The sequence below is a fragment of the Luteimonas huabeiensis HB2 genome, assembly GCF_000559025.1.
Classification (GTDB): domain Bacteria; phylum Pseudomonadota; class Gammaproteobacteria; order Xanthomonadales; family Xanthomonadaceae; genus Luteimonas; species Luteimonas huabeiensis.
On the sequence record NZ_JAAN01000003.1, the window covers coordinates 1 to 24,220 of the forward strand.

Here is a 24,220-nt window from a genome sequence, read left to right on the forward strand (position 1 = left end):
CGCGCCGACGAAATCGTTGCCCGCTGCGGCCAGGCGGATGTCGCCGCCCGCCTCGGCGGTGGTGGTCCCTCCGGCGTGGATGCTGCCGCCCGTCTGCGCCACGTCGCCGTGCGTGCTGGACAGCGTCAGCTCGTCGCCGGCAGCGACGTCGTGCGCGAGCACCACGCCCCCGGCGCCATGCAGCGTCAGCGCGCCGCCGGACAGCGCGCCGGCCGTGGACAGCGTGCCGCCTGCGACCAGGGTCAGCGCGCCGTCGCCGGTGTCGATCGCCTGCTCGGGCAGGGCCAGCGCGCCGCCCGCCTCCAGGTGCACGCCGTGGCCCGCGCCCGTGGCCAGGCCGGCGATGGTCAGGTCGCCGGCGTCGTGCAGCGCGACGCCCTGGCCGGACTCCAGGCGCACCGGGCCGGAGAAATCGTTGCCGCCGTCGCGCAGCGCGATGCCGCCCGACGCGCGCAGGTCGGCGCTGCCGCCGACCGTCCACGCGCCGTTCTGGCCGATCCCGCCGGCGGTCGTGGCGATCGCCAGCGCCCCGGCCGTGGCCAGCGGGCCGCCGGCGCGGAAGGTCGCCGAGGCCGCGTCCAGCTCGCGCAGCTGGACCGCGCCGCCGAAGTCCACCGCACCCTGCGCGGCGCGCGCGGTCATCCGCTGCGCGCTGCCGTCCACGGCCTGGAAGCTCAGGCTGCCGGCGTCGCTGCTCAGCGCGGTGTCGCGCTCCAGCACGAGGCGGCCGGCATAGGTCTGGTCGCCGCCCGTGGCCACCGTGTCGAGGTCGAGGCGGATCGTCTGCGCCCGCACGTGCAGGTCCGTGGCATCGATGCCGGTCAGGCGGATCTCGTTGTCGTCGCTCAGGCGCGCGTCGATGCCCGCCACGGAGACCGTGGCGAAGTCGTTGCCGGCCTGCGTCAGCAGGATGTCGCCGCTGCCGGCGTCGAGCGCGGCGTCGCCGGTCACGGTCAGCGCGCCGGACTGGCCGATCCCGCCGGCGGCGCTGGTCGCGCTCAGCGCACCGCCGACGAGACCCTGGCCGAGCCCCAGCGCGCCGCCGCTGGAGGCCGTCAACGCGCCGGTGGCCAAGCGGCCGAGCGTCAGTGCATTGGCGTCGTGGATCCGCACCGCATCGCCGGCGAGATCCACCGTGCCGCGGAAGTCGTTGCCCGCCTGGGTCAGGACGATGTCGCCGCCCCCCGCATCCAGCGCGCTGGCGCCGCCGATGGTCCAGGCGGCGGCCTGGCCGATCCCGCCCTGCGCCACGGTCAGCCGCAGATCGCCGGCGACGGCTACGCTGCCGGCGGCGGCGAACGTGCCGCTGTCCACGGTCAGCGCCGCCAGCGCACCAGCGCTCGCACTGCCGATCGCGCCGCCGAAGGCGACGTCCGCCGCCCGCGCGCTCAGCGCGTGCGCGCCGTCGACGGTGGACTGGAAGGCGATGCCGCCGTCCGCGCTGGCCAACGCCACGCTGCCGCCCAGCGACACCGCGCTGCGGTAGATCTGATCGCCTCCGGTGGCGACGTCGCCGCCGAGGTGGATCCTGCCCGCGCCCACGTCCAGCCGTTCCAGCGCGGCGGTCGCGCCGACGGCCGTCCTGAAGAACACGTTGCCCGCCGCCGTGACCTCGAGCGCATGCGCGCCGTCGAGGGTGCCGCGGATATCGACGTCGCCGAGCGTCGACGCGATCCGGGTGTCCTGCGCCAGGCGGACGTCGCCGACGTAGAACTGGAGGCCGTCGCTGCGCATGTCCGCCGCCAACCACAGTTCCGGCGCGGTGGCCTGGAGGCTGCCGACATCCACCGCGCCGAAGCGCAGCGCGGTCCGGTCGCGGATCCGGACGTTGCCTCCGCTCAGCCAGACCGGCCCCTGCAGCCGGTTGTCCGCGTGGTCGAACGCGATTTCGCCCGCGGACAACGAGATCTCGCCGCCGATGCTGGCCGCGCCGTCCTGCCGGATCCCGCCGCCGGCCGAGCGCGCGGCCAGCGCGCCGGAGAGCGTCGTGGCGCCGAAGGTCAGGTCGCCGCCGCTGGCCACGTCCAGCACGGCGGCGTCGACCTGACCGAACGTCAGCGCGTTCGCATCGGCCATGACCACCACGCCGGCGCCGAGGATATCGACGGTGCCGACGAAGTCGTTGCCGGCCTGGTTCAGGAGGATGCCGTGGCTGCCGGCGTCGAACGTGGCGGCGCCGCGCACGGTCAGCGCGCCGGACTGGCCGATCGAGCCGCCGGCCACGACCTCGAGCGCGCCGCCGACCGTCCCGCCGGCGAAGGACACGCCGCCCTGGCTGGCCACCGTCAGGTTGCCGCGGGCATCCAGGCTGCCGAAGCGCAAGCCGGTGCTGCTGCCGAGGCTCGCATCCTGGGCGACGATGTCGACATCGCCGCCGAAGGCGTTGCCGGCATGGCGCAGGTCGATGTCGTGGCTGCCCGCGTCGAACGCGCTGCCGTCGCGCACAGTCAGCGCGCCGGTCTGGGCGATGCCGGCGGCCTCGACATCGAGCGCGCCGGCGACCGTTCCGCCGGCGAACGAGACGGCGCCCAGGCTGTCCACGGCCAGGTTGCCTCGCACGTCCAGGTCGCCGATGCGCAGGTCGCTGCCGCTGACGAGGTCGACGTTCCGGCCGGCCGCATCGACGCGGCCGCCGAAATCGTTGCCGGCCCGGCTCAGGTCGATGTCCTGGCTCGCCTCCAGCACGGCGGTGCCGCGCACGGCCAGCGCGCCGCCGCCCTGCTGGATGTCGCGGGCGTACAGCGACAGGCTGCCGGCCTCGATGTCGCCGTCCAGGTACGCCTGGGCGTCGCCCGAACTCAGGCTCAGGCTCGTGCCCGCGGCGATGTCGCCGCCGGCGCGCAGCTGGCCGCCGCTGCCGGTCAGCGCGATGTCGGACGCCTCGATCACGCCCTCGGTGTTGATCGCGGCGCTCACCGTGCCGACGCGACCGCGCGCGCCGAGGATCGCGCTGCCGCCGACGGCCTGGATGCGGCCGAGGTTGTTCACCAGGGTGGCCTGCAGCGCGTTCTGCACCGCCTGCTGGATCGTCACGCCGGACACGCTGCCCCAGCCCAGCGTCAGTTGCACGCCATCGGCCGCGTACAGGCCCGCGCGCCCACCGTCGGCCTGGATCGTGGCGCCGGCCGCGTTCTCGACGTATCCCCCGACCAGCGCGATCTGCCCGCCGCGCAGCGCGCCCCGGTTGACGATCGCGCCCTGCGCGTTCGGCCCGATCGCCAGCGTCATCGACGGGCTGCCCTGCAGGAAATCTTGGATCGGATCCGGGGCGCCCGGATAGGCGGCCACGGGCGAAAGCGTGGAGGCCACCAGGCCGCCGACGTTCACCTGCGCGCCCTCGCCGAACAGGAGGCCGTTCGGGTTGATCAGGAAGATGGTCGCGGTGGCGTCGAGCTTGCCCAGGATCTGGCTGGCATCGCCGTCCAGGATCCGGTTCAGCGCGATGCTGCCGCCGGACTGGGTGAACCTGACGCTGGCGTCGCTGCCGATGTCGAAGGTGCTCCAGTCGATCACCGTGCGCCCGTTCTGCACGATCTCCAGGCTGCCGTGGCCCGGGGTGATGCTCGCCGAGCCGCCGACGATGTTGCCGCCGGTGGGCAGGTCGAGCGCGCCCGGCGCCTGCGCGGCCGCCTGGCCGGCGGCGGCGAGCAGGGCCGCGCACAGCACCGACTTGCCGGGCGCGCCCGCGCGGCCGCCGGCCGCCGCCGCGCCGCGGCGCCGCGAGGCGACCTCGGCGACGGCCTGCACCTGGCCGAGGGCGCGATTGAACACGAGACGGTAGATGCGATTCATGCGCGTGGTCCTCTAGAAGGTCATGCCGAGCCGGGCCCAGACCTGCAGGTCGTCGCCGTCGGAGGGATCGTCGCCGCCGATCGGCACCGCGGCCGAGAGGCGGAAACTGAAGTCGTGGCGATGCGGCAGCCGGAACTGCAGGCCGGCGCCGGCGCCGTGGAAGGTACGGCCGCCGGCCGACACGCTGGCGCGGCCGGCGGGCATCGCCCGCCCGTGGTCCACGAACAGGTCGAACTGCAGCAGGTCGCGCCACGGCCGGCCGCCGAACGGCGAGGCGCGGTCGCCGAAGCCCGGCGCATCGACCTGGTACTCCAGGCTGGCGTGGTAGCCGCGGTCGCCCAGCGCCTCGGACACCGGCAGCGAACGCACGCTGTCCGGCCCGCCGACGGCGATCTGCTCCATCGGCACCAACACGTCCTCGGTGTGCTGGCCGTAGAAGCGCGCGAACAGCCGCTGCGAACGGCCGAGGTACTGCATGCGCGCCAGCGACAGCCGCAGCACGGTGAAATGGCTGTCGCGCTGCGGGGTGATCGAATCGGGGTCGCGCGAGCGGTCGTCGGTGGCCTGCCGCACGCTGGCCTGCAGCAGATTGACCCCGCGCGTGCGGCGGTCGATGTGGCGCAGCGTGTAGCTGCCCTCGACCACGTCGAAGCGCTGGTCCGACAGCGGCACCGCGCCGTCGAAGACCGACAGCTGCGAGCGCTCGCGCATGAAGCGCAGGCCCGCCTGCATCTGCAGGTGCTCGCGATTGAGGAACTTCCAGTCGCCGCCGACGTAGGCGAAGCTGGCCGGACCGCTCAGGCCCAGCGCGGCGAACGGGCCGGTGTTGACGTCCATCTCGCTGCGGGTGTAGCCGGCGCCGATCGACAGCCCGTCCACGGCGTGGACCGGCAGGCTGTAGCCGATCGCGCCGAACTGGCTCTGCTGCGGATCGAAGGCATGGGTATAGCTGGCGGTGAGCACGTCGCCCAGGCCCAGCGCGTTGCGCCAGACCAGCCCGGCCTGCGCGCGGTAGCGGCCGGTCTGGTCGGTGCCGTGGTTGCTGGCCGCCAGCGAGACCGCGAACGGGCGCGCCTCCTCGCTGGCGGCGATCAGCAGGTCGGTCTCGCCGGTGTTCTGCCCGGGCGCGAGCACCGGCGAAGCGGACACCCCCGGCAGGTCGCGCAGGTACAGCAGCGCCGATTCCAGCTCCGGGCGGCGCAGCGCGCGCCCCTGCAGCCGCTGCGCGGGCGCGGCCAGCACGCTCGCGCGGTAGCGCTCGGCGCCCTCCACCACCACCCGGCCCAGCCGCCCTTCCAGCACCGCGATGCGCACGATGCCGTCCGCGCCCAGGTCCTGCGCGGGCAGGTACGCGGTGGCGACGATGAAGCCGGCCTCGCGATAGGCGGCGGTGAGCGCATCGGCCACGCCCTGCAACTGGTCGAAGTCCAGGCGCGCGCTGTCGGCGCCGCCGGCGAGCGCGCGGAAGCGCGCGTCGGCCAGCGCCTGCAGGCGCGCGGGGTCGATCCCGGCCTCGGGATAGTCGCCGACGCCCTCGACGCGGAAGCCGCGCACGACCAGCGCCGGCACGCGCGCGTCCGCGCGCTCGCGCACCGGCGGCAGGCCGAGCCCGGCGGCCGTCTCGTCCACGCCCGCCGCGGCCTGCCCGGCCTCGCGCAGCTGCTCGCGTTCGTCCGGCAGCGTGCCGTGCGGCACCGGCGGCGGCGCCGTCTGCGCCGCCGCGTGTCCGCCCATGCCGAGCGCGCCCGCGCACGCCAGCGCCAATGCCGCGCGCGCGACGCCCCGCGAGCCGGGCGCACGCGCCCAGAGCCGATCACACATGCCCCTGTCCCCTGTTCCACAGTCCGAAGAAAATCGCCAGCGCGACGACGAAGAGCGCCAGCACGAATCGCCAGGACGCGAAGCTCCCCCGCCGCGACGCTAGCAGCATCCGCGCCGGAACGTCCTGAATGGCGCTCGGCGGCTGCCGCCGCTGGGTGATCGCCTGCGACTCGCGCAGCGTGGCGAACAACCGACGGCGCCGCGCGCGATAGGTCTCGCGGCCGATGCCGCCCTGCCGGTAGGCCTCGCCCAGCGCGCGCAGCGACGCGTTGGCCTGTCGTTCCCAATCGTTCATTTCAATTCCCGCAAGACCCGGAAGCCCACGTCGGCCTGCGCGGCGCCGCTGTCGGAGCGACGCGCCTCCACCGTGCAGTCCGACCAGAAGCTGGTGTAGGCGCCGCCGCGCACCGCCACCGCGCCGGCGCTGTCGGTCCATTCCCAGAGGTTGCCGCTCAGGTTGATCAGGCCCCAGGGATTGGCGGCGCGGCCGCGCGCCGAGACCGGCGCGGCGGCGCCCCCGGCGCTGGCGCCGGGCGGGATGCAATGGCTGTCCTCGGCCTGGCGCCAGCCGGCCGCGGCGCGCGCGGCATGCGTCCATTCGGCATCGGTGGGCAGCCGGTAGCGCCAGCCGCCGCTGGCGTGCGCCAGCCAGCGCGCATAGGCGCGCGCCTGCGCCAGCGGCACGCCCGACACCGCCACCGTGCCGGCCGCGGCGTCGGCGACCGGCCGCAGCCGGCAACGGCCGGTGGCGCTGCAGAAGGCGTTGAACTCGTTGACGGTGACCTCGGCACGGCCGAGCGCGTACGGCCTGCCGCCGTCGCGCCCCGGCACCACCACCAGCGTCGGTCCGCGCCCTTCGCCGATCGCGTCGAAGCAGAAGCGGCCGCGCCCGGCCAGCGCGGCGTCGCAGGGGTCCGGCCCGTCCGGCACCGGCGGCAGCGCCGCGTCCGGATCGGACGCGACCGGGGCGGCGGCGGGCGCCGCCGCCGGGGCGACGGGGACCGGCTCGGCGCGGGGCGCCGGGCGTGCGGCGCCCGCGGCGCCGCGCGGGGCGGGCGCCAGCGCCTCCAGCCGCGCCTGCAGCGTGCCTTCGGGCAGGCGACCGCGCTCGCGCAGGTCCGCCTCCAGCGCCGCCAGGCCCTCGGCGTCGGTGCGAGCGAGCGCACGCAGGCGCTCGCCCAGCTGCGCAAGGCGCTCGGGCGTGGGCGCGTCCTGCGCGGCGGCATCCAGCAGGGCGACCAGGTCGTAGCGCGCCTTCGCGGTGCGCAGGTCGAGCCGCTCGCCGAGCAGCGCCTCGGCCTCGGCGAGCCGCTGCGCGGCCTGGTCGGCGCGGCCCTCGGCGAAGCGGCGCGAGGCGGCGGCCAGGTAGGCGTTGGCGAGCAGCTGCGGCCCCTCGACGGTGGCGAAGGCGCCGCCGGACTGCAGCGCGCGCAGGCGCTGCAGCGCTTCGCCCGCCTTGGACAGGTCGCCGGCGGCCGCGGCGCGACGCAGCGATTCGCTGCGCGCGGCGGTCTCGGCGGCGGCGCTGTCGCGCGCCAGGCGCGCCTCCAGGTCCGCCGTCAGGCCCGCCAGCCGCGCCTGCTGCGCGCGCAGCTCGACCGAGGCCGGCACCTGCTCGAGCCCGAAGTCGACCAGCGCGCGCGCGCCGGCCAGCTCGACCGGCTCGTCGGCCCCGTCGGCGTGGTGGGCGATGGCGCGGCCGAGCGCGTCGAGGCGCGCGCGGTGCGCGGCGGAAGCGTCGCTGCGCAGGGCCTGCAACGCCGCGGCGACGTCCGCACGCCAGGCCGGATCGGCCGACGGCGCGGCGATGCGCTCGGACAGCAGCGCGCGGGCGCGCTCGGCGTCGAGCGGCGCGGCGGCCCGGGGCATGGCGGCGTCGGCCCCGGCCTGCGCGGCGGCGAGATCCGCCGCGGCCAGGTCCAGCCGCAGCGATTCGGGAAACGCCGCCTGCGCCTGCCGCAGGCGCTCGCCGGCCAGCGCGAAATCGCCGCGCTCGCGGGCCTCGGCCACGGCCTGCGCGTAGGCCGTTTCCAGCCCCGGATCGCGCAGCAGCGGGCTGGCGGGATCGATCGCGCGCACCCGGGCCAGGGTTTCGCCGGCGTTGGGCGCGCGGTCCTCGAACAGCGCGCCAGCCTCGACGCGCTCGGCCAGCTCGGTGTCCAGCGCGTTGAGCAGCTCGTCCTTCTGCAACTCCATGCGCGCGCGGCGCGCGTCGAGCTCCGGCGAATACAGCCGCAGGTCGTCGCGCAATGCGAACACCTGCTGCGCGCGGGCGTACTCGAACCGGCCCAGCTCGGGCTTCCACAGTTCGTCGAGGCGGCGCAGCAGGAAGGCCTCAATGCGGCGGTCGTGGCCGAGCACCAGGGCATGCCGCTCGTCCTCGTCCAGCGCCGAGAGCGCGTCCCGCGCGGCCGTCTCGTCGGCGTAGCGGTCCGGGCCGTCGACGTCGAAACCGGCCACCACCGCCGCCAGCTGGCGCGCGTGCAGGTGGCGCGCCAGCGCCCAGGCGCCGCCCCCGGCCAGCAGGGCGAACGCGGTGCCCCAGGCCGCCAGCGGCAGCAGCCGCTCGCGCAGGCCGATCTCGCGCAGGCCCTCCAGCAACGGCTCCACGGTCTGCAGCCGCTCGCCGGCGTGGAAGGCCACCGCGCGGCACAGCGTGCGGTACTGGCGCCGGCTCAGCCCCGGCACCTTCGGCGGCACGCGGCCTTCGCGCAGCGCGACCTCGGCGCTGGCCTTGCCGAACGGGTGCTGGCCGGTCAGCAGCTCGAAGCAGACGCAGCCCAGCGCGTAGACGTCGTCGGCCGGGGTCGGCTCGCCGCCGCGCAGCATCTCCAGGCTGGCGTAGGCCGGGGTCAGCGCGCCCAGGGTGGCGGCGTCGAACACCGTCAGCTCGCCGCTGGCGCCGGCGCCGTGATGGCCCGCGCGCGCGATGCCGAAATCGAACACCTTGGCCACGCCGTCGGCGGTCACCATGACGTTGCCGGGCTTGAAGTCGGAGTGCACCACGCCGGCGGCGTGCGCGCGGGCCAGCGCGCGCGCCATGCCCTCGATCAGCGGCCGCGCCCGCGCCAGCGGCATGCCCTGCCAGGCCTGCTCGCGGATCAGCGTGCGCAGGTCGGCGCCGTCGATGTACTCCATCGTCATGAAGACGATGGTTGCGTCCTTGTCGAAGTCGTAGACGCGCACGATGTTGTCGTGGGCCAGCCGCTGCGAGCGCCGCGCCTCGCGCTGCAGCGCGACCAGCGAGTCCGGGTGGCGGCGGAACTCGTCGTTGAGCACCTTGACCGCGACGTAGGGATCGCGGTCGCGCGCCTCGACCTTGCGCTCGTCGCGGGCCAGGAACACCACGCCCATGCCGCCGCGGCCCAGCTCGCGCTCCAGCAGGAAGCGGCCCTTGAGCAGCATGCCCACGTGCGCGGCCTCGCCGGCGGCGGCCTCGGCGATCCGTTCCCAGCCGTCGGTGCCGACGGCGGTGCCGGCGGTGGTCCCGGTCCGGTCCGGCGCGGGCGGCACCACCCGGGTGGCGTCGCCGCCGGCCGGCGCGGCGAACACGGTGGCCTCGTCGGCGCCGGCGCGCGCGGGCGGCGGCGGCGCCACCACGGTCGCGGCGTCGCGCAGGGCCTGCATCCGCGTCACCAGCGTGGTGACCGTCTCGTCGTCGAAGACGCGCTCCTCGCGCAGCCGCTGCAGCGTCTCCACGCCGACGTGGTATTCCGCCTCGGGCAGCACGCCGCGCCGCGCCAGCGCCGTGAGCACGCCGCCGAGATCGAGCTTTCCGGCGCGCAGCGCCGCGACCAGTTCCACCACGCCGACTTCCTCGCTCACTTCGGACTCTCCTGGGCCTGGACCGCGACCGCGGTGACGTTGTCGCGGGCCGCCCGCGCCAGCGCCAGCTCGAACAGGCGCGTCACCAGCGCCTGCGGATCGCGCGCGCGCAGGCACTCGCGATCGAGCTCCTCGTCGCCGATCTCCTTGTTGATGCCGTCGGTGCACAGCACGAACCGGCCGCCGCGGCGGCTGTCGACCAGCGTCCAGTCGACGAACAGCTGCGGCTGCGCGCCGACCGCGCGGGTCAGCGCACCCGGCGGCGGCGCGGCGGCGCCGGCGTAGCGGGTGGCGTCGTCCTTCTGCCCGTGCACGTGATCCTCGGTGATCTGGCGCAGGCGCCGGCCGTCCACGCAGTAGCCGCGGCTGTCGCCGACCCAGCCGCACAGCACGAACTCCGTCCCCCGCACCAGCACCACCACGGTGGAGCCGATCAGGTCCAGCCCGCGCTCGGCGGCGACCCGCAGCAGCTCGGCGTTGACCGCTTCCAGCGCGTCCTCGATCGCGTCCACGAAGTCGCACAGGTCGCCGGCGCGCGGCACCGCCGCCAGCCGCTCGACGATCAGCCGGCTGGCGTAGTCGCCTGCGCTGTGCCCGCCCAGCCCATCGGCCACCGCCCACAGGCCGGCGTCGTCGCGCAGCAGGATGGCGTCCTCGTTGCAGCGCCGGACCTTGCCGGTCTCGGTGCGCCCGAAGGAATGCCAGCGCCCGGCGCTCATGCCGCACCGCCCGCGGCCGCCATCGCCGGCGCGGCGAGGAAGCCGGCGTAGGTCTCGGCCGCCGGCAGGCCGCGGCCGACCCGCAGCCGGCCCGCGCGCGCGCTCCACCACAGCGCGCATCCGGCCGGCGCCAGATGGCTCCACAGCGCCCTGGGCAACCCGGCGCGCGCGGGCAGCGGCAGCCAGTAGTCGCGGCGCGCGCGGTCGATCCCGGCCGGCAGCGCCGGCAGCGTGGGCGCGTCCGGATCGGGCGGAAGCGCCAGCGCGGCCACGCGCTGGTCGAAGCCGTCGGCGCCGAGGCGGCGATCGTGCGCATCGCGCAGGGTCCGTTCCGCCGCCTCGAACCAGCGCTCGCCGTCGTACAGCAGCCCCGGCGCGTCCGCCTCCAGCGGCGCGGCGATTGCCATCGGGAAGCAGCGCCCGACCCGGTCCGTCGCCGGGCCGACCACGCCGCCCCAGGCGCCGGCGCCGCAGATGCCGGGCGAAAGCAGGAAGCGCCACGCCGGGCTGGCGCGATAGGCCGCGCCCCAGTCCGCACCGAGCAGGTCGCGGCTTTCGGCGATCGCGCGCGAGAAGCCGCGGTCCCAGGCGTCGACGAACGCCGGCGGCAGCCGGCGCTGGACGAAGTCGCCGGCGCCGGCGAGCTTGCCGAAGTATCCGGGGGTCCGCGCCCGCGCCATCGCTCAGCCCCCGCAACCGAACCGGCGCACCGATTCGTCCAGGAACGGATGGCGCAGGCTGCCGGCGCGCAGCGGCAGCTCCACGCTGCCGCCGTCGAACCCGAAGCGCGCGACGAATTCCAGGTCGGAGCGGCGCGCCAGATCGGTGTGCAGCAGCCGCAGCACGGCCCAGTCGCCCTGGTGGGCGATGCGTCCGAGCGGTGCGCCGGCGGCGTCGAAGGCCGCGATCGACGCCCGGCCCGGCGTCGGGCCGGGCCAGCGCACGGGCGCGGCCTGCTCGCCGTCGGCCGCCCATTCGAATGCCTGCCCGTCGAGATCGACCGCCACCCGCGCGACGCGTCCGCTCATCGCCGCCGGCTGCAGGGTGAACCTCACCTCCGGCAGCGCGCCGTCGCGGAAGTAATGGCGCTTGATCCGGTCGGCCGCCTGCATCCGCGCCGGCAGCCCCGGCGGGCCCTCGACCAGGCCCGGGCCGGTGCGCCAGCGCCAGCTGCGGCCGCCGGTGTCGATCAGCTTCTCCAGCGATTGCCGGAACAGGGTGTCGAAGCGGCCGCCGTAGCCGAACAGCTCGCCGAAGTTCTGCAGCGGGATCTCCGACCGGCTGTCCGGATCGAACGGGTAGCGCCCCTGGACGAATTCCGCGCAGTCGGCGCCGATCGAGGCCTGCGCCTGCGCGCCGAGCGCGTCGCGCGCGCCGGAGGCGACCAGCGACGCGCTCGCGCCGCTGAGCGCGGCCACCCAGCCGGACACCGGCGGCGGCAGCTGCGCCGCCTCCTGCCGCGCCAGCAGCAGCTGCGGGTTGGGCTGGCCGGCGTCGAACTCGGTCATCGTCAGCAGCGTCCTGCCGAGCTGTTCGACCACGCCGAGGGTCCGGTCCAGCGGCATCGCGCCGGGCTCGCCCTCGGTGAGCCGGTTGAGCGCGGCGAAATGCGCCTCCACCGCCTGCCCCGGCGCCTCGGCGGCGGCCGCGTCGTCGCCGCCCAGCGCCGCCGCCAGCGCGGCGCTGCGCGCGGCGGCCTGCTGCGTGGCGGCCTGCGCGGCCGCGGCGACCTGCTCCGCCGCCGCGCCGGCTGCGGAGGCGTCCGCGGGCGCGCGCATGAGGTCGGTGGTGTGCTCGCGCACCAGCTTGAGCAGCAGCCGCAGCGGCGATCCCTGGCCGGACAGCTTGGCCGCGAGCATGCTCGCCTCCTGCAGGTCGGCGGCCGGGCGCAGTTGCAGATCCTCCAGCAGCCCGTCCCAGGCGCGGATGTAGTCCTGCTCGTACAGCGCGGCGACCTGCCGCACCGTGCGCGCGCGCGCCAGCGCATCGGCCGGCGCCGCCGCGAACACCCAGTCGTCGGCGAGGAAGCGCCCGACCGCCGCCTCGATGCCGCCGTCGATCTGCGCGGCGAACACCGGCTGGGTGTACAGCGCCGGCCACGGCGCCGTCAGCGGCGCGCCGCTGCGGCGCTGGAACACGTCGCCGAGCAGGCCCAGCGCGCGGTCCAGCCGCACCGCGTCGTCGCTGGCGCCCTGCTGGCCGAGCTTGAGGCTGCTGTAGACCAGCATCGGCAGGTCCGCCGAGCGCAGCGTGTTGCGCGCCCGCTCCACCTGCGCCTGGTCCAGCGGCAGCGCGCGCAGCCGCTCCGGCGCGTCGAGCAGCGCCTGGAAGTGGCCGGCCAGCGCCGCCTGCAGCGCCGGATCGCGCGGGAACAGGCGGCGCCACTCGATCGCCGCCAGCGACGCCAGCTCGCCGGCGTCGACGTGCTGCGGCTGGCCGAGCATCAGATAGCCCTTGAGGTAGTAGTACAGCGCCTGCAGGTCGGCGGCGTTGCCCGACAGCCCGCGGCGGAACTGCGCGCCCAGGCCGGGCAGCAGCGCGGCGTTGAGCTCGCGCAGGTAGGCGTCGCGCAGCTGCCCGCCGATCGCCCGGCCCTGGTACAGCCCGGCGCGCATCGACCACGGCACGTCGCCGCGGTGGCGCTCGGCCGCCTCGAGCGCCGGCCGCACGGCGTCCAGCCGCTGCAGCGCCAGCGCGAAGAAGCGCGCCGTCGTGTCCGCCGGCGGTGCGGCGCCGTCGGCGGCCGGGCGCGCATCCAGCGCGGCGCGCACCTCGGCCAGGTAGCGGGCGTTGCGCACGTAGCTGCCGGTCATCGCCGCCAGCGCCAGCGCGGCGGCCACGCCGATGCCGCCGTAGCAGGCCGCGCGCCGCAGGGCGCGCCGGCGCGCCTCGGCCGGGGCGATGCCGGCGAAGCCGGCCTCGGCGAACACCACCTGCTTCAGCAGCCGCTCGACGAAGAACGTGCGCGTGCGCATGCCCGGCGCGTGCATGCGCGCCTCGTCGACGCCGAAGGTGCGCGCCACCGCGCCCATCATGCGGTCGATCGGCGTGCCTTCCTGGGTGCCGGAGGTCAGGTAGACGCCGCGCAGCAGCGACGGCATGCCGTAGGCGTGGCCGGCGAACGCGCCCTCGACGAACTGCCGCGCGGTCTCGCCGAAGGCGGCCAGCTGCTGCGGGAACGACAGGATCGCCGCGCGCCGGACGCGGTCGCGCTCGCTGTGCAGGCGGTCGAGCAGCCGCGCGTTGAGCCGGTCCAGCAGCAGGTCGAACTCGTCGGCGAAGGCGCGCACCGCGCTGCCGTCCAGGGTCCTGTCCACCGGGAACGACATGCCCCAGACCTGGGCGCGCTGCTCGGGATCGAGGTCGTCGAAGAACTCGCCGAAACCGGCCAGCAGGTCGCACTTGGTGAACACCAGGTACACCGGCACGCTGACCTTGAGGTGCTCGGCCAGCTCGTCGAGCCGGCGCCGGATCGCCTGCACGTGCTCGTCGCGCTCGGCGGCGTCGAGCAGCAGCAGGTCCGACAGGCTCATGGTCACGATCACCCCGTCCACCGGCCGGTGGCGGCGGAACCGGCGCAGCAGGCCCAAGAAGTCGGCCCAGGCCCCGGCATCGGCGCGGCGGTCGGAATCCTGGGTGGTGTAGCGGCCGGCGGTATCCAGGAACACCGCCTCGTCGGTGAACCACCAGTCGCAATTGCGGGTGCCGCCGACGCCGCGCAGCGCCTGTTCGCCGAACTGGCCGCCGAGCGGGAAGCGCAGCCCGGAATTGCGGATCAGCGTGCTCTTGCCCGAGCCCGGCGGGCCGATCACCACGTACCACGGCAGGCTGTAGAGGCTGCCGCGGCCCAGGCGCCGGCGCAGCAGCCCGACCGCCTCGCGGAAGCGCGTCTGCAGTTGCGCGCGCTCGGCGGCGGCGATGGCCTCGCGATCGTCGGCCGCGCCGGCCTGCGCGGTGAGCTCCCGGCCCATGCGCGCGTCGCGCGCGCGCTGGCGCAGGCGCCAGGCCAGCAGGCCGACCGCCCACGCCAGCCCCATCAGCGCGATCGCCGCCAGCCGCGCCAGCGGGCTGGCCAGCGGCTGGCGCCCGGCGAAACCCAGCAGCGGCCCCAGCGTCCACACCAGCAGCGCCAGCAGCAGCAGGCCCAGCAGGGTCATGAACCATCCGGACCTGAGCACGGTCAGCAGCTTGCCCATCGCCTCAGTCCCCCGGCTGGAACAGGATTTCGACGCGCCGGTTGCGCGCCCGGTTGTCTGGCACGGACGGCGGCGTCGCGATCGGCTGCGAGGCGCCGGCGCCCACCGCCTCGATCCGTCCCGGGTCGGTCAGCGCCGCGGCCAGCACCTCGGCGACGGCGCGCGCGCGCGCGGTGGACAGCTCGTAGTTGTCCTTGAAGCGCAGCGACCGCAGCGGCTGGTCGTCGGTGTGGCCGACCACGATCACCCGGCCCGGCAGGCGTTCGAGCGCGGCGCCGACCCGCTCCAGCAGCGCGCGCTGATCGGCATCGACCTCGGCGCCGCCGGAAGCGAACATCCGCGTCGCCGCCAGCCGCACGCGCGCGCGGCCGTCGGCGCCCTCCTCGACGTCGAGCAGGTCCGCCCGTTCCTCCGCCGACAGCAGCGCCTTCAGCCCCAGCCGCGGCGGCGCTCGCGCGGCGTCGCCAGGTGGAACCGCCGTCTCCAGCCCGATCCGCGCGGCCGCGGCGCCGATCGGCGCCGCCTGTTCGTTGAGGCGGGCGTGGAACCACAGGAACGCCGCCAGCAGCAGGCACGCCGCCGCCGCGCCGAACACCCACAGCGGCACGTAGCGCACCAGCGGATTGCGCCGGTCCCCGGCGCCGCGCCAGTGCGGCGCCAGCGCCTCGGGCGCGCGGCCGCGATGGGCGCGGATGCGCCGGTACAGGTCGTCCTGGATCTCGGCCAGCCGGGCGCGGCCGCCGGCCTCGATCTGGTAGCGGCCGGAGAAGCCCAGCGCGAGGCAGACGTACATCAGCTCCAGCAGATCGACGTGGCGCGGCACGTCGGCGGCCAGGCGTTCGAGCAGCAGGAAGAACTTGGCGCCGCCGTAGGACTCGCCGTGGAAGGTCACCAGCAGGGTCTTCTGCGCCCAGCCGCTGCGCTCGCCCCACGGCGAGTTCAGCACCGCCTCGTCCACCGTCGCGCACAGCACGTAGCGCGCGGCGGTGACGGCCTGCGGCGCCACCCCCGATTCCGACGCGCGCTGCTCGAAGCGGGCGATCTGCGCGCGCACCTGCTCGCGCAGCGCCTCCGGATCGCCGGCGGCGGCGCTGTGGCGCAACTGCACCGCCAGCAGCAGCAGCGGGCTGGCCGCCTGCACCAGCGGGTTCAGCCCGCGGCCGAGGAATTCGCTGATGTCGGCCGGCGGCGGGTCGTCGTCGCCGGCCGGCCGCGGCGGCGCGGGCGGCGGCGCGGACGCCGGCGGCTGCGGGCGCACGATGGTCGCGTCCTCCAGCGGGTCGTAGGCCGGTCCCGGCGTGCTCATGCGCTCACCCCCGGATCGCCCAGAGCTGCAGGTCGAGGCCGGGGTACGCGTTGCCGAAGTGGAACGCGATGCCGCCGGCGCCCTTCAGCTCGCGCCACAGCGGCGCCTGGCGGTCGAACTCGAAGTACAGGTAGCCGGCGTGGTACGGGATCTGCCGCGGCGCGACCGGCATCGGCAGCAGCCCGATCCCCGGCAGCTGCAGGTTGACCAGGTCGCGGATCTTCTCGACCGGCCCGATCTTCGCCTGCGCCGGCAGCTGCCGGCGCAGCGCCTCCGACGGCTGGTCGGCGCGCGCGGCGAGCACGAAGGCGGCGCCGTCGAACAGGCTGGGATCGGCCGCGACCGCCACCCAGACCCCGAACTTGCGCTGCTGGATCGGGATCGCGACGGCGGTCTGCTCCAGCACCGCGCTGAGGCTCGCGCGCAGCGCCGCGATCACCGGCTCGAAGCTCTCGCGCAGCGCCTCGTGGCGGTACGGCGGCAGCGCCGGCAGGCGCTTGCCCGGCGCGGTGAAGGTCGCCAGTTCGCCGGCCAGCGAGGCCAGCGCGCGGTACAGGTCCTCCGGGTGCGGCGTGGACGCCTCGGCCCAGTGCGCGACCTGCGGCTGCCAGCGGTTGAGCGCCTGCAGCATCAGGAAATCGGCGATCTCGGCCGCGCCGCCGCGATCGGTCAGCGCGACCCGGTTGGCCAGCGCCTCGCCGCGCTGGTGCAGCAGGCCCAGCAGCTCGACCAGGAAGGTCTGCAGCCGCGGCGCGGCGCGGCAGGCGCTGACGGTGGGCACGAAGGTCTCGTCGAGCGCGACCCGGTTGTCGGCGCGGCGCTCGACGATGCGCGCGAGCGGGATCCGCGCCAGCCCCTCCAGAGGCTGCGACTGCGGCAGCAGCCGCGCGCTCATGCCGCCGACTTCCAGCAGCACCGCATCGGCGACGCTGCCGGAGGCGTCGATGGCCTCCGACTCGCGCACCCGGTAGCGCACCAGGCGCTCGGCCGGCGCGTCCGGCCAGGCGCTGTCGGGCTGCGACGGCGAGCGCAGCGGCAGGGTCAGGTGGACGATCTCGTCGCGGCAGCCGGCATCGACCTCCAGCGGCGGCGGCAGCGGATCGTCGTCGGGCATCGAGAACGGGGTGCCGTCGGGGAACACGCCGCGCGCGCGGCGCAGGCCGATCCGGCCCACGGCCAGCAGGTCCGGCTCGAACTCCAGCTCGGAGAATCCCCAGGCGTGCGGGCGCAGCGCGCCGGCGCGCAGCTCGATGCAGCGCTCCAGATAGCGCTCGTGCTGCTGCATGTGCTGCGGGCGCAGGAACAGGCCCTCGCTCCACACGATCTTGTTGTTGTGCGTCATCCGCTGTGCTCGTCCGTCCCGTGCGGCCGATCGGGCGCATCGGCGGAGGCTCCGGCGTCCCCTGCACGACCGGCGGCGTGGTCCGCGGCGGCGGCGCCGGCGCGATGCGTCGGCGATGGCTGCCGTGGAGGGCCGATTCTGCGCGGGGCGCGCGCGGCCGGCCCGACATTTCGTCTCAGCGACGACGCTCAGCCGCGCTGGCGCCCGCGCCGCGCCGACTTCAGCCGCGCCAGCTGGGCCTCGTAGGCGCGCGCGAACTCGTCGCCGAACAGCATCCGGAAGCATTCGTCCGGGTCCGCGACCGCGCGCTCGAACTGCTCGCGGTAACGCGCCCAGTAGCGGGCCTTGCCGGCGAATGCGCGCCGCCCGGCGCTGTCGGCCTCGCGCTCCAGCCGATCCGGGTTGAAATGGAACAGCAGCGATTCGAACGCCGCGCGCATGCCGGCCAGCATCGCCATCTGGTGGCAGCGGATGTCGTCGAAGGCGTCCTCGAAGGCGTCGGCGCCGGACAGGAACGCGCCGTCGGCCTGCGCCAGCTTGCGCATCGCCTCGTCCGGGGTGGCGGCGAACTTGAGCGGATTGTTCTCGCTGCGCTGGATGAGGGTGACCGGCAGGCGGAAGGTGTTCTTGATCTCGGCGCGCGCGCGCAGCACCTCCATCACGCCGTCGACGACGATGCCGAAGATGCGGTCCAGCTCGGCCGGCGCGGGCAGCCCCGCCGGCGCGGCGGCGGCGGGCGGCTCGGGTGGCGGCGCGGCCAGCAGCGCGTCGAGGTCGGCGCCCTGCGCGGGCGCCGCGGCGTCGGGCGCCGCGGGCGCGGCGGCGAAGTCGCCGCTGGTGAGGTCCCACGCCTCCGGCAGCACCGGCGCCGGCGCCAGCGGGCGCGGCGGCCGGAAATGGTCGGCGCTCGCCGGGCCGTGGTGCCAGCCGGCGTCGGCCGGCGCCGCGGCCGGCGGCGGCGACGGGGCCTCGAACAGCCGCAGCGGATCGAGTTCGTCGCCGGCGGCGTCCAGCCCGCCGAACAGGGCGTCGATCGCGCCGTCCCGCGGCGACGGCGCGGCGACCGGCGGCGGCGGTAGCGGCGGCGACCGGGCCGGCGCGGGCGCCGGGGGCGGCACCGCCGCCGCGGGCGCGGCCATGAAGGTCGCCTCGGCCTGCGCGCCGGCCTCGTCGCGCAGCGCGACCTCGATCTGGTAGGTGTCCAGCTGCAGGCGGTCGCCGTCGGAGAGCATCGCCGGTTCGCTGCGCGCCAGCGGGGCGCCGTTGAGCAGCAGGCCGTTGGTGCTGCGGTCCTCGACGAAGTAGAGCCCGTCGAGATAGCGCACCACCGCATGCGTGCGCGACACGCCCGGCGAAGCGAACACCCAGTCGCATTCCTCCGAGCGGCCGATGCTGCCGCCGCGCTGGCGGAACTCGAACGCGGCGCGGCCGCCCGGCGGCGGCGCGCGGGTGCCGGACAGCGTCAGGGTCAGGATCTGGGGACGGGTCATGGCGGCGGCTTCCTCGGTTCGGGTCGCACGGATGCGGCATCGGGGCGGGTCACGGCGCCGCCCCGTCGCCGAGCAGCGGCAGCGCGCGGTTCGCGAAGGCGATGCGGCGCTGCTCGAAGCGTTCCGGCTGCAGCGCCGCGAGCAGGTTGGCCGCGGCGGTGGCCGCGCGCGCGGTCATCCACGGCGCCGGCGGCACCGCCGGCTGCTGGGCGGGCGCCAGGCTGCCGCCCGCCCAGCCGGCGCTCGCCGCCAGCCAGGCACCGAGCGTGCGGTAGCCGGCGGCGCTGGCGAACTCGTAGGCGTCGCGGCGATGGGCCTCGCTGGGCTCGCGCACCCAGCGCTCGGCCAGGGCCGCGCCGGCGCGATCGGCGGGCGCGAGCGCTTCGTCGCGCGCGCACTGGCACAGCCACGCGACCACGTAGCGCCTGGGCAGCAGCCGCGCGAGCAGCCGCAGCGCGTCCTGCACGCGGCCGTGTTCCAGCAACGTGGCGACCGCCGCCTGCGACGCGGTCTCCGCCGCCAGCAGCGCGCGCGCGCCGGCATCGATCTCCATCTCCTCGCAGGCCTGCCGCAATGCGTCCATCGCCGCCTCAGCCGATCTTGATCAGCGGCGCCGACATCTGCGCGATGCCCTGGCCGTCGAGGCTGAGCACCGGCGACCTGACCGTGGCGGTGGCGCCGCCCTCGGCGGTCAGCATCGCGTCGGACTTGAGCGTCATCGCGGCGCCGGCCTTGACGTCCATCGTCGCCCCCGCCTGGATGCCGACCTGTACGCCGCCCTCCGCCTGCACCGCGTTGCGGCCGGCGATGGCGATGTCGATGCCCTCGATCCGGATCTCGCCGGCGCTGGTCATGACGATCCTGGACTGGCCGGTCACCAGCTCGATCTCGCTGCCGGCCTCGAGCCGGAACTTGCCGCCGACCTCGAGGGTGTCGTCGTTGCCGATCTCGTGGCGGCGGTCGCGCGTCACCTTCAGCCGCTGGTCGTTGCCGATCTCGGCGTCCTCGTCGCGCTCGACCCGGAGCAAGCGGTCGTTCTCCACCGCCTCGCGCAGGTCCTTCCGGGCGTGCAGGTACAGCTCCTCGCTGCCCTTCTTGTCGTCGAAGCGGATTTCGTTGAAGTCCTCGGCGCCGCCGCCCTCGCTGCGGCTCCTGATGCCGCTGCGGGTCTTCTCGCCCGGCAGCGGGTAGGGCGGCATGTGGGTGGCGTTGTAGACGCTGCCCACGATCAGCGGGCGGTCCGGATCGCCTTCCAGGAAGCTCACCACCACTTCCTGCCCGACCCGCGGGATGTGGATCGCGCCCCACTGCTTGCCGGCCCACGGCGTGGCCACGCGCACCGGGCAGGAGTGCGCCTGGTCGCGCCCGCGGGCGCTGTCGGACCAGTGGAACCGCACGTGGACCCGGCCGTGCCGATCGACCGCGATGGCCTCGTCGTCGCCTTCGCCGCCGGCGTCGCAGACCGTCGCGGTCTGCAGCCCGGCCACCAGCGGGCGCGGCGTGGCCTGCGGGCTGCGGAACGCCACCCGGCTGTCGATGGCCTCGAAGCGGCATTGCCAGGGCGCCTCGCCGGCATCGTCGTCGCCGGCCTCGCGCGCGGCGAAGGCGCAGGCGGTCAGCAGGTACTCGCGGTCCCACGCGCCCCCGGGCGAGCCGGCCAGCGCGAACAGCGCACCGGCGGCCAGCCCGTAGGCGTCGCAGGCGCCGCTGCAGCGCGCGCGGGCCACGGCCTGCGCCTCCACCGCCACCTGCGCCAGCCGGCCGTGCTCGCCGGCGCTGGCGCGGGCGCCGGGGAAGTCGAACTGCTCCAGCCCGTCCACCGCGTGCAGCCGCACGCCCTGCGCGGCGTCGCCGCGGCCCTCCAGGTCGGTGCGCGGGCTGGCGGGATCGTAGTCGGTCAGGCGCACCGCGGTGGCGTGCAACGCGCTCGACGGCCGCCACTCGGTCACCCCGACCGCCTCGCGCATCCCGTGCGCGCCCGCCGCCAGCCACGGCAGCTTCGCCGCGCCCTTCGCCGCGGCGTGGGCGCCGATGCCGTCGGCCAGCACCAGCGTGTGCTTGGCCGCGTCGTGCTCGAACCAGTAGTAGATGCCCTCCTGCTCCATCAGCCGGCTGAGGAAGGCGAAGTCGTCCTCGCGGTACTGCACGCAGGTCTCGCGCACGGGATAGTCCGCCGACAGGCCGACGCGCACGTCGGAGAAGCCGATGCCGTCGAGCACCGCGCGCAGGATCGAGACCACGTCGCGGTTGGCGAACACCCGGCTGTGGCGGCGGCGGGTGAGCAGCCACAGCCGCGGCGCCAGCACGATCTCGTAGACCGCGTGGCGCAGGTCGTCGATCACCGTGAAGCCGGTCTGCGCCGCCTCGATGGCGATGCCGTGGAAATGCCGCGAGAACCCGTCCGGCATCCGCATGGCCACGGCCATCGGCTTGCCCAGCAGGCCCACCAGGTCGAGCCTGGGGTCGGGGGAGGCCGCCCGCACGCGGAACTCGTACAGCGCGCCCAGGCGCTCGCGGCCGTCCATCGCCAGCAGGCGCAGCGCGTCGCCGTGGTCGGATTCCAGGACGAAGCTGGGCCGATCGCGCGCCATCGCCCGCTCAGGCCCCGGCGCGGCGTGCGGCGACCACCCAGCCCGGCACCGGCAGCCCGCCCTCGCTGCGCAGCTCGCGCGCCTGGATCCGGGTCTCGGCGAAGCCCGCCGCCGCCAGCGCGGCAGCCACGTGCGCGCGCGCATGCCGGTAGCGGCCGCTCGGGCCCAGTTCGAACGCCGGGCCGTCGCCGGCCGCATCGTCCAGCGCCTCGACCGAGAACGCCAGCCAGCCGCCCGCGCGCAGCGCGCCGGCCGCCGCGGCGCAGACCCGGTGCAGGTCGCCGAAGTAGACCAGGGTGTCCGCCGATGCGACCACGTCCCAGCGCCGCGGCCGCGCCAGCAGGTGCGCGGTCAGCTCGCCCTCGTGCAGGGCGTCGTAGCCGCCGCGCCGGCGCGCGCGCTCGAGCATGCCGGGCGACAGGTCCACGCCCTCCAGCCGCCGCGCCAGCGGCCGCAACAGCGGCGCGCACAGGCCGGTGCCGCAGCCGGCGTCGAGCACGTCCAGGCCGTCGCGGCCGGCCAGCGCCGCCGCCAACGCGTCGGCCAGCAGTTGCGGCGCGCGGTAGTCGAGGTGGTTCAGCAACTGCTCGTCGAAGCTCGCGGCGAAGCCGTCGAACAGCGTGCGCACGTAGGCGTCGCCGGCGCGCTCGGGGGCCTCGGCGCCGCCGGATGCGGCGAGCATGTGCGCCGCGACCGGCGAGTCCGGCTCGCGGTCGAGCCAGTCGCGGTAGACCGCCCGCGCCGCTTCGTGATCGCCCAGCACGTACAGCACGGTGCCGAGCGATTCCAGCGCGCGCAGGTTGCCCGGGTCCAGCTCCCACGCGCGCCGCAGGCAGGCCGCGGCCTGCCGCCCGTGCTCGGCGTGCGCAGCGTGGTTGCGCAGGAACAGGCCCAGCAGGTGGTAGCCGTGCGCATAGGCCGGGGCGACGGTCAGCAGCAGGCCGTAGGCCTTGAAGGCGTCATCGAGCCGGCCCTGCAGCTCCAGCGCCACGGCGAGGTTGCCGATCGCGACGAAGTGCGAAGGCGCGCAGCGCAGCGCGCGCCGGTAGCAGACCTCGGCCGCGACCGCGTCGCCGCGCTCCTTGTGGATGTTGCCGAGGTTGTTGTGGATGTCGGCATGCCGGGGCGCGCGTTCGAGCGCGCGCGCGATGAGCGCGATCGCGCCCTCGCTGTCGCCGCGCCGGTGCCGCAGCACGCCGAGGAAGTGCAGCGCGTCGGGCTGGCCCGGATCGAGCGCCAGGACGTCCGCGTAGCGCGCGGCCGCGGCGGCGGCGTCGCCGGCGCGGTGCATGGCGACGGCCGCCTGCAGCAGCGCCTGCACGCCGGCGCCGTCCTGCGCGCTGGACGCCGCGGCGCGCGCGGCCGCGGCCGGCATCGTGCTCATCCGCCGCCGCCGTAGAGCACGGTCGGCAGGCCGGCGACGATGACGCCGCCGTGGGCGGTCGAGTCGCTGATGCGCGCGGCCGGCTGGCCCATGATGAGGATCGTCGGCACCCCGGTCACGATGACGTCGGGCGGGCCGACGCAGGCGGCGGTGTCGCCCATGCGCGCGGCCGGCAGGCCGCCGACCAGCACCGGCGGCGCGCCCGGCGCGACGATCGGGCCGCCGACGTGCGGCACCACGCCGGTGACCATCGGGCAGGCGTGCATGTCGGTCAGGCGCGCGGCGGGCAGCATGGCGGCGGCTCGGAAGGAACGTCCCGGAAGCTTCGGCCGCCGGCGCCGCGGTGACCCGACGATTCGTCTCAACCGGCGCGGCGCCGGGCGTCCGCGGCCCGGCGGCGGCCGCTCAGCCGAGCTCGCGGCGCAGCCACGCGCGCGCGATCCGCCATTCGCGCTGCACCGTCGAAACCGACAGGCCCAGCAGCGCGGCGACCTCCTCCCCGGTCAGGCCGGCGAAGAACTTCAGCTCGACGATGCGCGCCTGCCGCGGGTCGATCGCCGCCAGCTCATCGAGGACCCGGCCCAGCGCTGCCGGCCCGGCATCGCCGGCCAGCGCATCGACGATGCCGGTCAGCGCGATGCGGTCCTCCGGTGCGGGCCGCTTGGCCGCGTTGCGGCGGCGCGCGGCGTCGATCAGCACCTGCCGCATCGCGCGCGCGGCCATGCCCAGCAGGTGCCGGCGGTCCTCGATGCGCGGCGGCGCGCCGGCGCCGAACAGGCGCAGGAAGCTCTCGTTGACCAGCTCGGTCGCGCTGAGCGTGCGCTGCTGGAACTCGCCGCCGAGCTGCTGCCGCGCGACCTGGCGCAACGCGGCGTACATCCGCCGCATCACCCGCTCCATCGCCTCGGCGTCGCCGGACAGCGCGTCCGGCAGCCAGGCGGTGACGTCTTCGCGGCGCGCGCGCCCGCCGTGCCCGGCGCGCCGTCCCGTGGCCACGCGATCCTGGACCATCGCCGCGTTCCCCTGGCGGTCGATCGAAGCGGCAGTATGCCACCGGCGGCCGGGGCCGCAGCGACGCAGCCCGGCCGCCCGCGGCCGGCGCACGGCGCCGCCGCGGCCGCCCCTACGCGCGGCGCGCCTGCGCGGCGACGATGCCTTCCTGCCCGTTCCGCTCGATCCGGCCGACCAGCCGCAGCAGCGTGCGCTCGGTGACGCCGAAATGGCGCGCCGTCCAGGCCGGACTGCGCCCGGCGTCGAGGTAGCCGAGCGCCTGCAGGCACTGCTCGCGATCCAGCGAGGGGCGCCGGCCCACGTGCTTGCCCTGGGCCCGCGCGGCGGCCATGCCGGCGCGGGTGCGTTCGCTGATCAGCGTGCGCTCGAACTCGGCCAGCGCCGCCATCATGTGGAACACCAGGCGCCCGCCGGAGGAACTGGTGTCGATGTGCTCGCACAGCGACTTGAACCGCACGTCCCGCCGGCCCAGGTCGTCGAGCAGCTGGACGAGGTGGACCAGCGATCGGCCCAGCCGGTCCAGTCGCCAGACGACCAGCTTGTCGCCCGGCGCCAGCGCCGCGAGCGCGCGGTCCAGGCCCGGGCGACTGACGAGGCTGCCCGAGATGCCGCTGTCGGTGAACACGCGATCGCAGCCATCCCGCTCCAGGGCCTGGATCTGGAGATCCAGGTTCTGTTCGTCCGTCGATACCCGGGCATAACCGATACGCTTCATGATTGACTTCAAGGAGAGTTCTCTACGG

16 protein-coding genes are annotated in these 24,220 nt (G+C 75.9%); all 16 read right to left on the bottom strand.

The annotated features are described in order from the left end of the window. Positions 1 to 3,792 (bottom strand): two-partner secretion domain-containing protein (locus Z164_RS0100240; protein ID WP_024888742.1); only part of this gene is annotated, 3,792 nt, incomplete at its 3' end. Between the two features lie 12 nt (positions 3,793 to 3,804). Beyond that, positions 3,805 to 5,613: a ShlB/FhaC/HecB family hemolysin secretion/activation protein gene (locus Z164_RS0100245; RefSeq protein ID WP_236621721.1), complete on the bottom strand. Its 1,809-nt coding sequence runs from the start codon at positions 5,611 to 5,613 to the stop codon at positions 3,805 to 3,807. Further along, on the bottom strand, positions 5,606 to 5,908 hold the full coding sequence (locus Z164_RS0100250; protein WP_024888744.1) for a hypothetical protein: 303 nt from the start codon (positions 5,906 to 5,908) through the stop codon (positions 5,606 to 5,608). The genes Z164_RS0100245 and Z164_RS0100250 overlap by 8 nt, the downstream gene beginning before the upstream one ends. Then, positions 5,905 to 9,438 carry a bifunctional serine/threonine-protein kinase/formylglycine-generating enzyme family protein gene (locus Z164_RS0100255; protein ID WP_024888745.1) on the bottom strand — a complete coding sequence of 1,178 codons (3,534 nt, stop codon included), beginning with the start codon at positions 9,436 to 9,438 and terminating at the stop codon, positions 5,905 to 5,907. The genes Z164_RS0100250 and Z164_RS0100255 overlap by 4 nt, the downstream gene beginning before the upstream one ends. Next, positions 9,435 to 10,157: a PP2C family protein-serine/threonine phosphatase gene (locus Z164_RS0100260; RefSeq protein WP_024888746.1), complete on the bottom strand. Its 723-nt coding sequence runs from the start codon at positions 10,155 to 10,157 to the stop codon at positions 9,435 to 9,437. The genes Z164_RS0100255 and Z164_RS0100260 overlap by 4 nt, the downstream gene beginning before the upstream one ends. Then, the gene (tagF, locus tag Z164_RS19620) at positions 10,154 to 10,837 is read right to left on the bottom strand and encodes a type VI secretion system-associated protein TagF (protein ID WP_024888747.1); all 684 of its coding nucleotides are present in this window, start codon (positions 10,835 to 10,837) and stop codon (positions 10,154 to 10,156) included. Before tagF ends, Z164_RS0100260 begins: the two co-directional genes overlap by 4 nt. 3 nt (positions 10,838 to 10,840) lie before the next feature. Next, positions 10,841 to 14,353, bottom strand: coding sequence for a type VI secretion system membrane subunit TssM (gene tssM, locus Z164_RS0100270; protein ID WP_024888748.1), 3,513 nt, complete (start codon positions 14,351 to 14,353; stop codon positions 10,841 to 10,843). A gap of 4 nt (positions 14,354 to 14,357) precedes the next feature. Further along, complete coding sequence (icmH, locus tag Z164_RS0100275; protein ID WP_425477198.1) at positions 14,358 to 15,629, bottom strand: type IVB secretion system protein IcmH/DotU; 1,272 nt, start codon at positions 15,627 to 15,629, stop codon at positions 14,358 to 14,360. 34 nt (positions 15,630 to 15,663) lie between these two features. Continuing rightward, positions 15,664 to 17,001: a type VI secretion system baseplate subunit TssK gene (gene tssK, locus Z164_RS0100280; protein ID WP_024888750.1), complete on the bottom strand. Its 1,338-nt coding sequence runs from the start codon at positions 16,999 to 17,001 to the stop codon at positions 15,664 to 15,666. Positions 17,002 to 17,189: 188 nt separating this feature from the next. Then, positions 17,190 to 18,491 (bottom strand): type VI secretion system-associated FHA domain protein TagH, encoded by a 1,302-nt coding sequence (gene tagH, locus Z164_RS0100285; RefSeq protein WP_024888751.1) that lies wholly within the window; start codon positions 18,489 to 18,491, stop codon positions 17,190 to 17,192. 49 nt (positions 18,492 to 18,540) lie between these two features. Then, positions 18,541 to 19,074: a DUF6931 family protein gene (locus Z164_RS0100290; protein ID WP_024888752.1), complete on the bottom strand. Its 534-nt coding sequence runs from the start codon at positions 19,072 to 19,074 to the stop codon at positions 18,541 to 18,543. 7 nt (positions 19,075 to 19,081) lie between these two features. Beyond that, the gene (locus Z164_RS0100295; RefSeq protein WP_024888753.1) at positions 19,082 to 21,082 is read right to left on the bottom strand and encodes a type VI secretion system Vgr family protein; all 2,001 of its coding nucleotides are present in this window, start codon (positions 21,080 to 21,082) and stop codon (positions 19,082 to 19,084) included. Positions 21,083 to 21,089: 7 nt separating this feature from the next. Next, entirely contained in the window at positions 21,090 to 22,466 is a 1,377-nt protein-coding gene (locus tag Z164_RS0100300; protein ID WP_236621722.1) for a tetratricopeptide repeat protein, read from the bottom strand. Next, positions 22,463 to 22,759 carry a PAAR domain-containing protein gene (locus tag Z164_RS0100305; RefSeq protein ID WP_024888755.1) on the bottom strand — a complete coding sequence of 99 codons (297 nt, stop codon included), beginning with the start codon at positions 22,757 to 22,759 and terminating at the stop codon, positions 22,463 to 22,465. Before Z164_RS0100305 ends, Z164_RS0100300 begins: the two co-directional genes overlap by 4 nt. Positions 22,760 to 22,871: 112 nt before the next feature. After that, positions 22,872 to 23,477 carry an ECF-type sigma factor gene (locus Z164_RS0100310; protein ID WP_024888756.1) on the bottom strand — a complete coding sequence of 202 codons (606 nt, stop codon included), beginning with the start codon at positions 23,475 to 23,477 and terminating at the stop codon, positions 22,872 to 22,874. 112 nt (positions 23,478 to 23,589) lie between these two features. Further along, the gene (locus Z164_RS0100315; protein ID WP_024888757.1) at positions 23,590 to 24,192 is read right to left on the bottom strand and encodes a recombinase family protein; all 603 of its coding nucleotides are present in this window, start codon (positions 24,190 to 24,192) and stop codon (positions 23,590 to 23,592) included. Positions 24,193 to 24,220: the final 28 nt, after the last annotated feature.

Coding starts and splice junctions, on each gene's coding strand:
- Z164_RS0100310 (WP_024888756.1), bottom strand. CDS start 23,477: ATGGTCCAGGATCGCGTGGCCACGGGACGGCGCGCCGGGCACGGCGGG.
- Z164_RS0100260 (WP_024888746.1), bottom strand. CDS start 10,157: ATGAGCGCCGGGCGCTGGCATTCCTTCGGGCGCACCGAGACCGGCAAG.
- tssM (WP_024888748.1), bottom strand. CDS start 14,353: ATGGGCAAGCTGCTGACCGTGCTCAGGTCCGGATGGTTCATGACCCTG.
- tagH (WP_024888751.1), bottom strand. CDS start 18,491: ATGACCCGTCCCCAGATCCTGACCCTGACGCTGTCCGGCACCCGCGCG.
- Z164_RS0100245 (WP_236621721.1), bottom strand. CDS start 5,613: ATGTGTGATCGGCTCTGGGCGCGTGCGCCCGGCTCGCGGGGCGTCGCG.
- Z164_RS0100300 (WP_236621722.1), bottom strand. CDS start 22,466: ATGAGCACGATGCCGGCCGCGGCCGCGCGCGCCGCGGCGTCCAGCGCG.
- tssK (WP_024888750.1), bottom strand. CDS start 17,001: ATGACGCACAACAACAAGATCGTGTGGAGCGAGGGCCTGTTCCTGCGC.
- tagF (WP_024888747.1), bottom strand. CDS start 10,837: ATGGCGCGGGCGCGGACCCCCGGATACTTCGGCAAGCTCGCCGGCGCC.
- Z164_RS0100305 (WP_024888755.1), bottom strand. CDS start 22,759: ATGCTGCCCGCCGCGCGCCTGACCGACATGCACGCCTGCCCGATGGTC.
- Z164_RS0100295 (WP_024888753.1), bottom strand. CDS start 21,082: ATGGCGCGCGATCGGCCCAGCTTCGTCCTGGAATCCGACCACGGCGAC.
- Z164_RS0100315 (WP_024888757.1), bottom strand. CDS start 24,192: ATGAAGCGTATCGGTTATGCCCGGGTATCGACGGACGAACAGAACCTG.
- Z164_RS0100290 (WP_024888752.1), bottom strand. CDS start 19,074: ATGGACGCATTGCGGCAGGCCTGCGAGGAGATGGAGATCGATGCCGGC.
- Z164_RS0100250 (WP_024888744.1), bottom strand. CDS start 5,908: ATGAACGATTGGGAACGACAGGCCAACGCGTCGCTGCGCGCGCTGGGC.